Below are 14130 nucleotides of genomic sequence, written 5' to 3'. Positions count from 1 at the left end.
ATCTGAGGTTGTCTTACTCTGTGAGGTCTTTTGTTTCTGTCTTTGAGGCCTTCTAAACCGTACTTTTTGTATCTATTTTTCCATTTGTAGAAGGTGGTTGGACTTATTCCGAAGTATCTGCAGGTTAGTCTTGCATTTTGGTGTTTTTCGTAGTGTTGAATCCATTTAAGTCTTTTTCTCACGTTTGGGTCTTTTGTTAGGTCGAGTTTGGTTTTGATTTTCGTTCCTCTTTTGATTGTTTTTTTGAAGGGTGTATTTGATATGTGCAGGGATGCACCTTTGAATTTCTTTAATTGTTTCATTGGTGGACACCTCCTTTTGTTGGAGTTCAAATCTTATTTTAGGGTGTCCACCTTCTTTCTGAACTTCAACAACAGTCCTGGAAGAAAGGAACTTGAAAGTTACTATGACTAATAAGAAAGCCTGTTCCATCAAGGGTAAGAAGAGAAAACCAAACTTAGGTTATTAGATATAATAATTCTTAAATAATCAAAGAAAGTCTGGGGAAAAAATGGAAGTAAAAAAACTTCTTGAAGAATTTGATGAAGAAACCATTAGGGAGTTTGTCGGTAAAAATGCAGATTATTATTTAAATAAATGGAAACTTATGGCAGCAAGTGGCTCTAAAGTTTCTTGGAATTGGGCTGCTTTTTGCTTTGAAGTCCTATGGATGGCCTACAGAAAGATGTATCTTTACGCACTTATAGTTATGCTTTTAAGTTTTATTCCAGTTATAGGTTCCATTCTTTCCCTAATTTTCTGGATAGGTATTGGTATTTTTGGCAACTATCTCTATGGAAAGTTCACGTACAGGAAGTTATCAGTACTTCGTTCTGCATTTACAGATGATGAACTGTTTAAACAAGAAGTAATAAAGAGCGGAGGAACTTCCATTTTAGGTGTTTTCCTGTTTATTATATTAGCTCTTCTCTTAGCCCTTCTAATATCAATTGCAACTACAAATATAACTGAGTACGGACATTATCTCTGATTCAAATAGTTAAGAACACTTCTGTACCCTTCTGGAAGTTCTACCTCAAACTCCATCCTCCTTCCTGTTCTCGGGTGGTCAAAGGAGAGGTAGTAGGCACAGAGGGCGTGCATTCCCATTTCGTCAATTAAGTTCCTCAGCTCCTCATCATTTATCCTTGAAGGTTTGTAGCCGTAAGTTCTGTCACCTAAAAGTGGATGACCTATGTGAGACATATGAACCCTAATTTGGTGGGTTCTTCCTGTTTCCAATTTACACTTTACTTCAGAGACGTTGTGTTTCGGAAACTTCCCTATTACCCAGTAGTTTGTTATTGCCTCCTTTGGGGAGGTAGTTCTAGGTGAAAACTTCTTCCTATCAAACTTGTCCCTGCCTATTGGAACCTCTATCCTACCGCTTTCGCCTTTGGGAATTCCTAATACGAGAGCTCTGTAAAACCTCCCAATCGTTCTACTCTTAAACTGCTCTACCAATGACCTCTGAGCAAAATCGTTCTTTGCAACAACCAAGAGGCCTGCAGTATCCTTATCGAGTCTGTGGACAATCCCCGGCCTTATTGTTCCGTTTATTCCCTCCAAATCCTTGCAGTGGTAGAGGAGTGCATTAACAAGGGTTCCAGAGTAGTGTCCCGGAGCAGGATGAACTACAAGTCCCGGAGGTTTATTCACGACAATTACGTCCCTATCCTCGTAAACAATATCAATTGGTATGTTTTCCGGCTGGAGCTCCAATGGCTCAGGCTCCGGAACTTCAAATTCGACTGTCTGTCCCTCCTTTACCTTCTGAGAGGCCTTCTTCGGTTCCTTCCCATCAACTAAAACAAACCCTTTCTCGATGAGCTCCTTTGCCTGTGAGCGGGATATACCTGAGACCTCAGAGATAAACTGGTCCAACCTCTTCCTATCGTTCTCCTTCTCTACCGTAACCTTCATCCTTCCCTTGATATTGGAGTTTTTAAGTCTAATTTAAGCCTGAAGTCAATCGTGAGGTTTTTTTGAAAAAGGTCAAGTGTCCGAACTGTGGAAAGCTAACCAACTGGGAGAACAACCCCTTCAGGCCTTTCTGTTCTGAAAGGTGTAAACTTGCAGACCTTTCAAAGTGGTTAAACGAGGAATACTCGATAGAGGAGGAGATATTTGGCAGCCAAGAGGAAGGTGACACCAGCCCTTAAACAGTACCTCGAGTTAAAGGAAAAGTACAGGGATGCCATTTTAATGTTTAGAATGGGTGACTTTTACGAGATGTTCTTTGAGGATGCGGAAGTTGCCTCAAGGGAGCTTGAAATAGCTCTTACAAGGCGCTCTTTTGGAAAGGGTGGAGATAAAGCCCCTATGTGCGGCGTTCCCCACCATGCAGTTGAGGGATACATAGCAAAGTTGGTTAGAAAGGGATACAAGGTAGCGATATGTGAACAGTTGGAGGAACCGAAACCCGGAAAGAAAGTCGTTGAGAGAGGTGTTGTAAGGGTAATTACTCCGGGAACCTACTTTGAGGATGAAGCCGAGGATAGGTTCCTCATGGCTATTTATCCTAAGGGAGACCTCTTTTCCGCTGCCTGGACTGAAATTTCAAGTGGAGATACCTTCTTTTCAACCTTAAATAGGGAGGAACTCCAGTCTCTAATAGTTAAGTTCAAGCCAAAGGAGGTTATAGTTCCTCAAAAGTTTGACACTTCAGTTCTAATAGAGATTTATCCAGATTTAGTTGTAAATGAGAAGGAGGAGGAGTTCTTTGATGAGAACCTAAAAACGGTAGAGACGAACGTTAAGGAGGAGTTAAAGGTACTCGGAGCTCTCAACAATTTTATCAGGGAAACTCAAATTGAATTTGTCCCAAAGCTTAAAGCTCCAAGAAGATATACGGGAGAGAAGTTCATCTATTTTGACCCTCATACACAGAGAAATTTGGAGCTCGTAGAACCCTTCTACGATAAACTCTCATCAGCAACGCTCTTCAACGTTCTAAACAGAACGGAAACGGGAATGGGGAGGAGGCTGTTAAAGTTCTGGATACTTCATCCACTAAAGGATAAGGGGAAAATTGAAAAGAGGCTTGATGCAGTTGAGGAGCTAACAAACAGCTTCTTCCTTGCAGATGAGTTAAGGAGTGAACTTAAGAAAGTTTACGACGTTGAAAGGCTCCTAACTAAAATAACCTCCGGGATAGCAACTCCAAAGGATGTCTCGGCTTTAAGGAATTCACTTAGGGTTTTTCCAAATATAAAGAAAATCATCTCTGAGTTCAGGACGGAGCTCCTTTCAGAAATCTCACAGAACTTTGACGACCTCTACGACGTTTACTGTGAAATAGACAGGGTTTTAGTTGACAACCCTCCCTTTACCTCAAGGGAAGGAGGGCTTGTAAGGAAGGGAGTAAACGAGGAACTGGATAAACTGAGGGATATTAAGGAAAACGGAGAGAAAATTCTGAAGGAGATTGAGGAGAGGGAGAGAAGGAAGACGGGAATTCAGAGTTTAAAGATTGGATTTAACAACGTTTTTGGATACTACATAGAGGTTTCAAAGGCGAATCTCCACTTGGTACCTAAGGACTACATAAGGAAGCAGACTTTAGTCAATGCAGAGAGATTCATAACCCCTGAGCTTAAGGAGTTTGAGGAGAAAATTCTATCGGCTCAGGAGAGAATAGAGAAGATTGAGTATGAAATATTTACAGAGCTCCGAAAGTTCATAACTGAGAATTCACACAGGATTTCAAAGAGTGCAGAACAAATTGCTGTTCTTGATGTTCTCCTTTCCCTTTCAAAGGTAGCTCAGGAGAGAAACTACGTAAAACCAGAGGTAACGGATGGATTTGAAATAGAAATCGATGAAGGAAGACATCCCGTTTTAGAAAAGCTCCTTGAGGATGAGTTTATACCTAACAATACAAGGCTAAACAGAGAAGAGAGGGTTCTCATAATAACAGGACCAAACATGGGAGGAAAATCCGTATTTCTGAGGCAGACTGCCCTGATAACTGCTATGGCCCAAATGGGTTCCTTCGTTCCGGCAAAGAGGGCAAGGATAGGAATTGTTGACAGAATTTTCACAAGGGTTGGAGCTGCAGACAATTTGAGCAAGGGACTCTCAACCTTTATGATGGAGATGGTTGAAACCGCAAACATCCTAAAGAACGCAACTGAAAGGAGCCTGGTAATCTTAGACGAAATTGGAAGGGGAACGAGCACGTATGACGGAATGAGCATTGCAAGGTCCGTTGTTGAATACTTGGCCAATAAAGTTGGAGCAAAGACCCTCTTTGCCACACACTACCACGAGCTTACAGAACTTGAAGGTGAGATTCTGGGAGTAAAAAACTACCATGTTGAAGTGGTGGAGGTGGATGGAAGAGTAGTTTTCACCCATAAACTCATTCCCGGAGCATCTGAGAAGTCCTATGGAATTCACGTTGCAGAGATTGCAGGCCTTCCGAAGGAGGTTGTAGAGAGGGCTAAGGAGATTCTTAATGAACTTGAGAATAAGGAGCTGAAAGTTGACTACGAGTTACCCCTTTTTAAAGTGGCAGAGGAAAGGAGAGTTAACTATGAAGAGAGGGAGCTCCCTACCGAATTGAAAAGGTTGGTTGAAGAACTTTTAAAGATTGAGATTTCTACAACAACTCCCCTTGAGGCCTTAATAATTTTATCGAGATTGAAGGAGTTAGCTAAAACCACAAAAATTGAGAGTTAATGACCGTCTTATTTAGCTATGGAGCTCCTTAAAATTACCGGCAGATTCAACACAGGATTTATACTTTCTCCATTTTGTTAAATTTCCAAAAGTTCCTCCTTAACCGTAAATCCTTTATTGGCAGATTAAAGACTGCATCAAATGGGATAAGTTCTTAGAAAGTCTATTCACTCTCAACTGACTGAGTTGTGAAAAAGGCCGCAGTTGCTACTATCCAGCCTATCCAGATTAATGCTCCACCAATTAGAATAATTAAAAGCAGGGCTCCCCAGAAGAACAACTTTCCAGCCCATTCAAAAAGGTTGTTTCCCGTTAATAGGGCAATCTCTGTAAAAACGTCCTTTATAAAGTTGTAACCAAAAATTGAAGCTATGTATATGATGAGAAAACCAATTCCCGCTAATGCTCCTCCAACAAACCCATGACCTTCACCGTACATTCCTGCTCCTACACCGGCAACAACACCACCTAAGAGCTCTCCAATAAAGGAAATCACAATTCCCTTTACAAATTTTGAAACGAGTTCGGGCCTTCCTTCCTCTTCTGAATAATTCTTAATAGCAATAATTAAGAGAACAAATCCTGCAAGTGATAGTAGAGCTCCAATGTAAGGAATAACTCCTAAAACAATAAAGAGAGAACCCAATCCCCCCATCAGCTTTACGCTATCCTTCACTACTCCCTCCTCTATCTGTATCCTCATCGTCCTTCATCAACTTGTACTTTATTGCATCGGCAAGGGCAAGCCAGGAGGCTTCAATTATGTTAGGGGAAACTCCAACTGTTCCCCACTTTCTCTTACCATCTGTTGATTCAATTAAAACCCTTGGAGATGCTTCTGTTCCTGCGGCTTCGTTCAGAATTCTAACCTTATAGTCTGTAAGTTTAATCTCTCCAATTGAAGGGTAAAACTTCTCAAGGGCCTTTCTTAGAGCCTTATCCAGAGCCTCTACAGGACCTCTTCCCTCTGCTGCCGTATGTTCGAACCTGTCCTCTATTCCTTTCTCCTCTGCAATTTCCTTAGGAATTTCAACCTTTATTGTGGCTTCTGCGTAGGCTTCCTCGTTTTCTGAGCGTTTTTCTGTCAGAACCCTGAATCCCTTAAGCTCAAAGTACTTCTTTGTAAGTCCTAAACTCTCCTTTAAAAGGAGCTCAAAGGAACCCTCAGCTCCCTCAAAGTGGTATCCTTGGGCCTCTAAGTTCTTAATCTTATCAAGTATCTCTTTAACTGCAGGTGAATCCTTTGAGAGTTCTACTCCCAATTCTTTTGCCTTGCTTATAATATTGCTCCTTCCTGAAAGTTCAGAAACCATAATTTTTCTTTTGTTTCCAACTTTTTCAGGCTCAATGTGCTCGTAGAGTTTAGGATTCTTCTCTACTGCAGAAACGTGAACTCCTGCTTTATGGGCAAATGCATTTTCTCCAACGTAAGGTAAGTTAACAGGATGTGGACGGTTGGAGAGTTCAGAAACAAGCCTCGAAACAGAATAGAGCTTCTTTAAATTTTCCTCAGGAATTGATTTAATTCCCATTTTTAAGACTAAATTGGGAATAATCGAACAGAGGTTTGCATTTCCAGTCCTTTCTCCAAGACCGTTTATAGTTCCCTGAACCTGAATCGCTCCTTTTTTAACGGCTATGAGGGAATTTACAACTGCCATATCGGAGTCATTATGGGCGTGAATTCCAATTGGAGCTTTTACTTTTTTAAGAACGGTGTCTATTATCTCCTCGGTTTCGTACCAGAGGGTTCCACCGTTTGTATCACACAGAACCAGACAGTCTGCTCCACCCTCTTTTGCTGCAAGTAGTGTTTTAATTGCATACTCTGGATTTGACTTGTACCCGTCAAAGAAGTGTTCTGCATCGAAGAAAACCTCATCAAAGTACTTCTTTAAGTACGAAACTGTTTCAAAAATTAACTCCAAATTTTCCTCTAAGGAAATTCCCAAACCTAAAGTAGCGTGTAGGTCCCAGGATTTCCCAAAAACAGTAACGGCAGGAACTTCCGTTTTGACAAGTTGCTGAATGTTAGAGTCCTTCTCTACCTTTACTCCCTTCCTCTTTGTTGAGCTGAATGCAACAATTTTTGAGTTTTTTAGATTAAGCTTCTTAACTTCCTCAAAGTAAGCGAGGTCTTTGGGATTTGACCCGGGCCAGCCACCCTCAATGTAGTGAATTCCAAGCTCATCAAGTGCTTCAGTTATTCTAAGTTTATCCTCAAGGGAAAAGGAAATTCCTCTCGTTTGGGCACCGTCTCTAAGGGTTGTATCGTATATGTAAACCATCAATCTCCCTCAAAACAGGTTTAATTAAATTTAAATCAGAGCTCTCTCCTTCTCATCCTTGTCAAGTTCAAAGGCCTCGTGGAGAACCCTTACGGCTAACTCAGTAAACTTCTCATCTATAATGCACGAAATCTTTATCTCCGAAGTTGAAATCATTAGAATGTTTATCCCATACTTTGCAAGTGTCTCAAAAACCTTTCCTGCAACTCCGGCATGGCTTCTCATTCCAAGGCCGACAATGGAAACCTTTGCTATTTTATCGTCCCTTATAACTCCCCTTGCTCCAATTTCCTCAGCTACTTTTTTTGTGATTCTTTCTGCCTTTGAGGCATCGTTTTTCTCTACTGTAAATGAAATGTCCGTAAATCCATCAACAGAAACATTTTGAACTATCATATCTACGGGAATGTTTGCATCTGCAAGGGCATCAAATATCTTCGCCGCAATTCCCGGTTTATCGGGAACCCTCTCAACTGTAATTCTTGCTTCGTTTTTGTTGTGTGCAATTCCCCTTACAATTACCCTTTCCATAGTCTCATCTTCCTCCTTAATAAGCGTTCCTTCATCCTCAGCAAAAGTACTTCTTACCCTTAGAGGAACTCTGTACTTCATTGCAAACTCAACTGAACGTATCTGAAGAACCTTTGCTCCTAAGGAGGCTAGTTCTAACATCTCCTCGTAGGAAAGAACGGGAATTCTCCTTGCATCGGGAACAATCCTCGGGTCTGCAGTGTAAACGCCATCAACGTCCGTGTAGATATCGCACCTATCGGCATTAAGAGCAGCGGCAATTGCAACTGCTGAAGTATCAGAACCTCCCCTACCTAAAGTTGTAACCTCTCCATTCTCTGTTATTCCTTGAAATCCTGTTATTACAACAATTTTTCCTTCGTTTAAGTACTCTTTTATCTTATCGGTATTAATAGAGAGTATTCTCGCTTTAGTAAAGGCTCTATCAGTCCGGATGCCTGCCTGCCATCCAGAAAGGGCAACAGCCGGGAAACCTAAGTTGTTAAGAGCTATGGATAGGAGACCGGCAGAGACCTGTTCTCCTGTTGAAACAACAAAGTCCATATCCCTCTCGTTTGGTTCTTCGGTAATTGATTTAACTAAGTTTATCAATCTATCTGTCTCTCCAGCCATTGCAGAAACAACAACGACGACGTCGTTTCCCTTCTTCTTTTCACTTATAACTTTCTGAGCTACTCTGTTTACAATTCTATCTATACTCCCCATAGAAGTTCCACCAAACTTCTGAACGACCAAGGCCATTAAACTTCCTCCAGAACAGATTTAAGTAAGCAGATTATAGTTAAATTTAAGGAATGCAACAATTAAGCATAAACTTTTTAAGTGTGAAAAATAATAAAATACCAGTAAAAAACAGAGTGAAATTTATTGTGTGGAACTTAATAAGAAAACCCTTTCTCTTGTTGGATTTTTCACAGTAAAGTTTATAACCTATTAAATTAGCAAGCGAAGAGACAAGTGTTCCAAAACCTCCTACGTTCACCCCCCATAGAAGAGTCTTCCAGTCGTTTGTTAAGTCTCCAAAAAAGAGAGCTGCCGGAACATTACTTATAATCTGGCTTCCAAATGCAGAATACAGGAAAACATCTTTTGGAGAACTTAGTCTTATCTGAATTAGATGAGTTAGATTGTCTGTAAAACCAAAAAAGAAGAAAAAGGTTAATAATAGTGGATAATCGATTCTAAGAAGTTTTCTATTGACTATAAAGGCATAGAGAAGTGTTACAGTATTAATCCACAAAGGTATTATCTTTAATACAGAAAGAATGAAAATTGTAAAAAACAACAGAAAGATATAGGCACTCTTAGAATAAGTTCTATATATTTTTTTGTTTTCAAGATTTATTCTTGGAGTTAAAGTAAGTATTAAAAATACTGTAAACACAGAGAATATAAAAATTTCTCTTACGAATTCCCTAAACTCCAAGTTAAAGTGGTAGTAAATAAAAAGGTTTTGAGGATTACCAAAAGGTGTAAGCGAAGAACCAGCATTAGCAGCTGCTATTTCAAGAATCACCAATTTTTCGATGTTCTTAAATTCCATAAGTAAAGTAATTGGAACAACTATTAAAACAGCTACATCATTTGTAAGAAACATCGATATTATTGCCGTAAAAATGACCAGTTTATGACCGACAAATCTACCTTTTTCAAGCTTAGTGGCTATGAATCTCAAAAAATCAGTGTCGGTTAAACCTTTCAATATCACTAACATTGTAAATAAGCTAAACAATACTTTAAAATCGCTTTGGGAATAGAGAGGTACTCTGGGATTTAGAAATTCTGTTAAGAGAAAGGCTAAAAGGGAAATGGAAAAAATCCGCTCATTAATAGAAAATTTAACGAGAGATTTGGGATTTATCACCTTTAAATTTCCGTAAGAAATCTACTTTAAACTCCGAAAATTTTTCTTCTTTTATTGAATCCCTGATTTTCTCCATTAGCTTTTCGTAAAAGTGTAGGTTGTGTATCGTATTAAGTATAACCGAATTTACATTTCCCGTAACATAAAGGTGTCTTAAATAAGCCTTTGTAAAGTTTTTACACGTATAACAATCACACTCAGGGTCTAAAGGAGTAAAGTCATTTTTATACTTTGCCTTCTTTATATTTACCTTACCGTAGGATGTAAAAAGAGTTCCGTTTCTTGCATTTCTTGTTGGCATTACACAGTCAAACATATCAACTCCACTCTCAACGGCCTCTAATATGTCCAAAGGAGTTCCTACACCCATTAGATACCTTGGTTTGTCCTTGGGAAGCTGTGGAGCTACAAGCTTTGTTATTCTGTACATCTCCTCCTTTGGCTCCCCTACGCTGAGTCCACCAATGGCATAACCATCAAAGGGAAGTTTTACGAGCTTCTCAACACATCTAAGCCTTAAATCGTCGTACACTCCCCCCTGAACTATTCCGAAAAGGGCCGTTTTGTCGGTAGTTCTTGAATTAATACTCCTCTCTGCCCATCTAACGGTTCTCTCCATGGAGTGTTCTGCATACTCGTAGGTTGCAGGGTACGGTGTACACTCATCAAGAACCATTCCTATATCAACGCCAATTTCCTCCTCAAACTTGACGACAAACTCTGGAGTAAAAAAGTGTTCGGAGCCATCGATGTGGGATTTGAAGAAGACTCCCTCTTCAGTAAGCTTCATGAGCTTTCCCAAGCTGAATACTTGGAATCCACCACTGTCGGTAAGGATTAGTTCATTCCAACCTGTAAATTTATGTATACCGCCAGCTTCCTTGATTATTTCCAAACCGGGTCTTAGATAAAGGTGGTAAACGTTTGAGAGGACTAAGTGGTAACCCATCCTTTTTATGTCTTCCCACGTGACACCCTTTACTGCTCCTAAGGTTCCAACGGGCATAAAACAGGGAGTTTCCGTTACGCCATGAGTCCCCTTTAGTATTCCAAACCTTGCCCTTCCATCTTCCCTTACTACTGAAAACTCCATCTCACTTTTCCAGGTCTGAAATTACAAATGCTCCTTCTTCGGTTACCAAGCAGTCATCCTCTATCCTTACGCCGCCAAGTCCCGGTATGTAAACTCCCGGTTCGACGGTTACAACGTTACCTTCTTTCAGTACCTCGTTAGACTTTCTTGACAGGATTGGAAATTCATGAACTTCAACGCCAATTCCGTGTCCTAAGGAGTGGACAAAGTACTCTCCTAAACCTTTTTCATTCAAAAACTTTCTGACTTTTAAATCAACATCCTTACAAGATACTCCTGATTTTAACTCCCTTATTCCAACTTCCTGAGCTTCTTTTACAGTTTCATAAATTTCTCTCAACTCTTTAGGGACGTTGCCAATTAAAAAAGTTCTTGTAATATCCGAAACATAACCCTTGTAGACAGTTCCAAAGTCGATAATAACAATATCTCCATCCTTGATTTCCTTTCTACCCGTTTCCCAGTGAGGTACTGTAGAACCCTCTCCAGATGCTACTATTGTAGGAAATGCCTCTCCCTCTCCTCCAAACTTAAAAAAGGCTGATATCAACTCCCTTCTAAATTCAAGTTCCGTTATTCCAGGCTTTAAAAGGTGCAAAACACTTTTTAAAGAGAGCTCTGCAATTTGAACTGCCCTCGTTATCAGCGAAATCTCCTCTAACGTTTTAACGGAACGGAGCTCCCTTAAAAACCCCTCCTCTTCTAAAACGGGGATTTCCAACTTCCTTAGAATGGAAATCTTTACTCTACTTGGGTCGACTACTCCCTCTTCTACTTCTCTTTTTAGGAGGGAGTTAAACTCCTCCCATCCCTTCCACTCAACAACTTTAAAGTTTTTTACCTCCTTTTTTGCCCTCTCTATGTACCTTCCGTCGGTTATTAAAAGAGCTCTGCCATTCCCTTTAACTAAAACAATACTAAAAGTAGAACTGAATCCTGTCAGGTAAAAGTTCTCCTTTGAATCAAAACTAATAAAGGCCCTTTTACCATCTCCCAACTTATCACAGATATACTCTAACTTCTCCATTCTCCTTCCTTAAAGGATGTACTTTGTTAGGTCCTCATCCTGGATAATGTTCTGGAGTTTCTCCCTAACGAACTCCCTGTTTATTACTATTCTCTGTCCCTTGAGCTCAGGAGCTCTAAATGAAATATCCTCTAATAGCCTTTCAAGGACTGTGTGGAGTCTTCTTGCCCCAATGTTTTCTGCCTTTGTGTTTGCCTCCTCTGCAATCCTTGCAATCTCCTCTATCCCATCTGGCGTAAATTCAATCTCAACTCCCTCCGTTTCAAGGAGAGCCTTGTACTGTTTTGTTAAAGCATTTTTAGGTTCTGTGAGAATCCTTACAAAATCTTCCTTTGTAAGCGGTTTTAGTTCTACCCTTATTGGGAACCTTCCCTGGAGCTCTGGAAGCAAGTCTGAGGGTTTTGCAATGTGAAAAGCTCCTGCCGCTATAAACAACATGTGGTCCGTTCTTACGAGTCCGTACTTTGTCGAAACTTTACAGCCCTCAACTATGGGAAGCAGGTCCCTCTGAACTCCCTCCCTTGACACGTCAGGACCTCTTCCTCCACCCCTTGCCGCTACTTTATCAATCTCATCGATGAAAATAATGCCCTGGTTCTCTGCTCTATCTATAGCTTCCTTTATGACCTCATCCATATCAATTAGCTTCTGAGCTTCCTCTTGAGTGAGGTACTTTAGAGCTTCCTTTACCTTCATTTTTCTCAGTTTCTTAGGCTTTGGAAGGATTGAGGAGAGCATATCCTGGAGGTTTGCCATATCTCCACCAAGACCTATTACGTTTATCTTAGGTCCTTCAACAGTTACTGGTATTTCTACGGTTTCATCATCCAACTTACCTTCTTTTAAAAGTTTCTTTATCCTGTTCCTTTCGTCCCTTACTCTGGAACTTTCGATTTCCCCCGAGCCCTGGGGTTTCTGAGATGGAAGGAAAACGTCAAACAGACTCTGTATCGACTGCTGACTTTGAGGTTCAGGGACCATTATTTCAGCAAGCCTTTCGTATGCAAGCTCTCTGGCCCTCTCCTCAACCTCAGAAATCTTCTCCTCTTTAACCATATTTACAGATATTTCAACCAAATCCCTTATTATTGACTCAACGTCCCTTCCAACGTATCCTACCTCTGTAAACTTTGTAGCCTCAACCTTTATAAATGGAGCCTTAACCAACTTTGCCAGTCTTCTTGCAATTTCTGTCTTACCAACACCAGTAGGTCCAATCATTATTATGTTTTTAGGAACTACCTCTTCCCTCATATCCTCAGGTAACTTCTGTCTTCTCCACCTGTTCCTCAGTGCAATCGCAACAGCCTTTTTTGCCTCCTGTTGACCTACAACGTACTTATCAAGCTCCTCCACAATTTCCTGAGGAGTAAAAAATTCTTCAGAACTGTTCTCTTTTTTATCGTTCTGGCTACCAAAGAGCCTTTTAAACATAAATCCTCCTTAGGTCAGTTCTTCAACCACAATGTTTGTATTTGTGTATATGCAGATGTTTCCAGCTATTCTTAAGGCCTTTTCAGCAATCTCCCTCGCAGATAGGTTTGTATTTTCATAAAGAGCCGTTGCTGCTGCCTGAGCGTAGGGCCCTCCTGAACCAATAGCCATAACGGGAATGTCCGGTTCAATAACGTCTCCATTTCCAGAAATAAGGAGAATTTTTGTTCTGTCCGCTACGAGGAGCATTGCCTCAAGTCTCCTCAAAACCCTATCGGTTCTCCAATCCTTAGCAAGTTCAACTGCCGATTTAAGTAAGTTCCCTCCAAACGTTTGAAGTTTATCTTCAAACCTCTCAAGAAGTGAAAATGCATCTGCAACAGAACCTGCAAAACCTGTTAAAACTCTACCTCCGTAAACCTTTCTAACCTTTCTTGCTCCGTTTTTAAAGACTGTATTTCCAAGGGTTACCTGACCATCTCCTGCCATAGCAACCTTTCCATCCCTTAAAACAGCGCAAATAGTAGTTCCGTGAAATTCCATCACTCCTCCAGATTAAAAGCTCCCGTTCTCCTCATTCTTGCTCCAACAGCCTGTCCCAAGATTGCTACCAGAATAAGAAGTGGTGCAAACTTCCATGGAACTCCAAGGCCTATTCTCATTGCAATAATGAACGGTATGGGAAAATGTACGTATAGAAACCACATTGCTGAGAATTTCCTCACTCCCTCCCTTAACCATCCAAAGGGGAGATTTAGAAAAAATGTGATTAGTGTAACGAGAATTACTGTTTCCATTTAGTTCCTCCATAAGGAAATAGCGAATTAAAATTTAATTAGCTTGGGAACTGTTGGCAAAGGAGGTTTTTAACCGTGGTGCCCGGGGCGGGAATCGAACCCGCACGGCCTTACGGCCCCGGGATTTTAAGTCCCGTGCGTCTGCCTATTCCGCCACCCGGGCTGAAGGGATTTTTACGTTGGTGGGAAAAAAAGTGGTGCCGAGGGGCGGAATCGAACCGCCGACACGAGGATTTTCAGTCCTCTGCTCTACCGACTGAGCTACCTCGGCTCCGTGATAAGGAAATATAGGGGTAATGGATTTTCATGTCAAGTATGTGTTCTCGTTCAATACATGGTGGACACCCTGGTGTTTTTTAATATATTCCTCAAACTTCTCTACTGGAGTCTTATAACCAAGACCTTGATGAGGC

At 40.8% G+C, this 14130-nt stretch carries 14 protein-coding genes and 2 tRNA genes; 3 read left to right on the top strand and 13 right to left on the bottom strand.

Annotated features, from left to right (window positions below):
- Nucleotides 1-302, bottom strand: a 302-nt coding sequence (locus FN732_RS08695) for a helix-turn-helix domain-containing protein (protein ID WP_142934556.1), incomplete at its 3' end; no start/stop codon positions are given.
- Between the two features lie 209 nt (nucleotides 303-511).
- Here FN732_RS08695 and FN732_RS08690 point away from each other — a divergent pair.
- A complete protein-coding gene (locus tag FN732_RS08690) occupies nucleotides 512-991 on the top strand; it encodes a DUF2628 domain-containing protein (protein ID WP_142936166.1) in 480 nt (159 codons plus the stop codon).
- Here the strand turns inward: FN732_RS08690 and FN732_RS08685 are convergent.
- Nucleotides 982-1923, bottom strand: coding sequence for an RluA family pseudouridine synthase (locus FN732_RS08685; protein ID WP_142936165.1), 942 nt, complete (start codon nucleotides 1921-1923; stop codon nucleotides 982-984). The genes FN732_RS08690 and FN732_RS08685 overlap by 10 nt on opposite strands.
- Before the next feature lie 62 nt (nucleotides 1924-1985).
- Between FN732_RS08685 and FN732_RS08680 the strand changes: the two genes are divergently transcribed.
- Nucleotides 1986-2162 carry a DNA gyrase inhibitor YacG gene (locus tag FN732_RS08680; protein WP_142936164.1) on the top strand — a complete coding sequence of 59 codons (177 nt, stop codon included), beginning with the start codon at nucleotides 1986-1988 and terminating at the stop codon, nucleotides 2160-2162.
- A complete protein-coding gene (mutS, locus tag FN732_RS08675; RefSeq protein ID WP_142936163.1) occupies nucleotides 2128-4683 on the top strand; it encodes a DNA mismatch repair protein MutS in 2556 nt (851 codons plus the stop codon). The genes FN732_RS08680 and mutS overlap by 35 nt, the downstream gene beginning before the upstream one ends.
- A gap of 163 nt (nucleotides 4684-4846) precedes the next feature.
- Here mutS and FN732_RS08670 read toward each other — a convergent pair whose 3' ends face one another.
- The 11 genes from FN732_RS08670 to FN732_RS08620 form a co-directional block, all read right to left on the bottom strand.
- Complete coding sequence (locus tag FN732_RS08670; RefSeq protein WP_185954307.1) at nucleotides 4847-5359, bottom strand: DUF996 domain-containing protein; 513 nt, start codon at nucleotides 5357-5359, stop codon at nucleotides 4847-4849.
- Nucleotides 5349-6971, bottom strand: coding sequence for a citramalate synthase (gene cimA, locus FN732_RS08665; RefSeq protein WP_142936167.1), 1623 nt, complete (start codon nucleotides 6969-6971; stop codon nucleotides 5349-5351). The genes FN732_RS08670 and cimA overlap by 11 nt, the downstream gene beginning before the upstream one ends.
- 30 nt (nucleotides 6972-7001) lie before the next feature.
- Nucleotides 7002-8243, bottom strand: a complete 1242-nt coding sequence (locus FN732_RS08660) for an aspartate kinase (RefSeq protein WP_142936161.1) — start codon at nucleotides 8241-8243, stop codon at nucleotides 7002-7004.
- Nucleotides 8244-8289: 46 nt separating this feature from the next.
- Nucleotides 8290-9366: an SLC13 family permease gene (locus FN732_RS08655; protein ID WP_185954305.1), complete on the bottom strand. Its 1077-nt coding sequence runs from the start codon at nucleotides 9364-9366 to the stop codon at nucleotides 8290-8292.
- Nucleotides 9341-10459: a tRNA guanosine(34) transglycosylase Tgt gene (gene tgt / locus FN732_RS08650; protein ID WP_142936159.1), complete on the bottom strand. Its 1119-nt coding sequence runs from the start codon at nucleotides 10457-10459 to the stop codon at nucleotides 9341-9343. The genes FN732_RS08655 and tgt overlap by 26 nt, the downstream gene beginning before the upstream one ends.
- A 1-nt stretch (nucleotide 10460) precedes the next feature.
- Nucleotides 10461-11486, bottom strand: coding sequence for an aminopeptidase P family protein (locus tag FN732_RS08645; RefSeq protein WP_142936158.1), 1026 nt, complete (start codon nucleotides 11484-11486; stop codon nucleotides 10461-10463).
- 9 nt (nucleotides 11487-11495) lie between these two features.
- Nucleotides 11496-12920 carry an ATP-dependent protease ATPase subunit HslU gene (gene hslU, locus FN732_RS08640; RefSeq protein ID WP_142936157.1) on the bottom strand — a complete coding sequence of 475 codons (1425 nt, stop codon included), beginning with the start codon at nucleotides 12918-12920 and terminating at the stop codon, nucleotides 11496-11498.
- Between the two features lie 9 nt (nucleotides 12921-12929).
- Complete coding sequence (hslV, locus tag FN732_RS08635) at nucleotides 12930-13463, bottom strand: ATP-dependent protease subunit HslV (RefSeq protein WP_142936156.1); 534 nt, start codon at nucleotides 13461-13463, stop codon at nucleotides 12930-12932.
- Nucleotides 13463-13717: a hypothetical protein gene (locus FN732_RS08630; RefSeq protein ID WP_142936155.1), complete on the bottom strand. Its 255-nt coding sequence runs from the start codon at nucleotides 13715-13717 to the stop codon at nucleotides 13463-13465. Before FN732_RS08630 ends, hslV begins: the two co-directional genes overlap by 1 nt.
- A 76-nt stretch (nucleotides 13718-13793) precedes the next feature.
- Nucleotides 13794-13880: transfer RNA gene (locus FN732_RS08625), tRNA-Leu, on the bottom strand.
- Nucleotides 13881-13912: 32 nt separating this feature from the next.
- A tRNA-Phe gene (locus FN732_RS08620) sits at nucleotides 13913-13988 on the bottom strand.
- Nucleotides 13989-14130 lie beyond the last annotated feature (142 nt).

It is taken from the genome of Balnearium lithotrophicum (assembly GCF_900182585.1).
Classification (GTDB): domain Bacteria; phylum Aquificota; class Aquificia; order Desulfurobacteriales; family Desulfurobacteriaceae; genus Balnearium; species Balnearium lithotrophicum.
The sequence above is the reverse complement of the archived record's forward strand: the minus strand, read 5'-3'. Positions and strand labels throughout refer to the sequence as shown.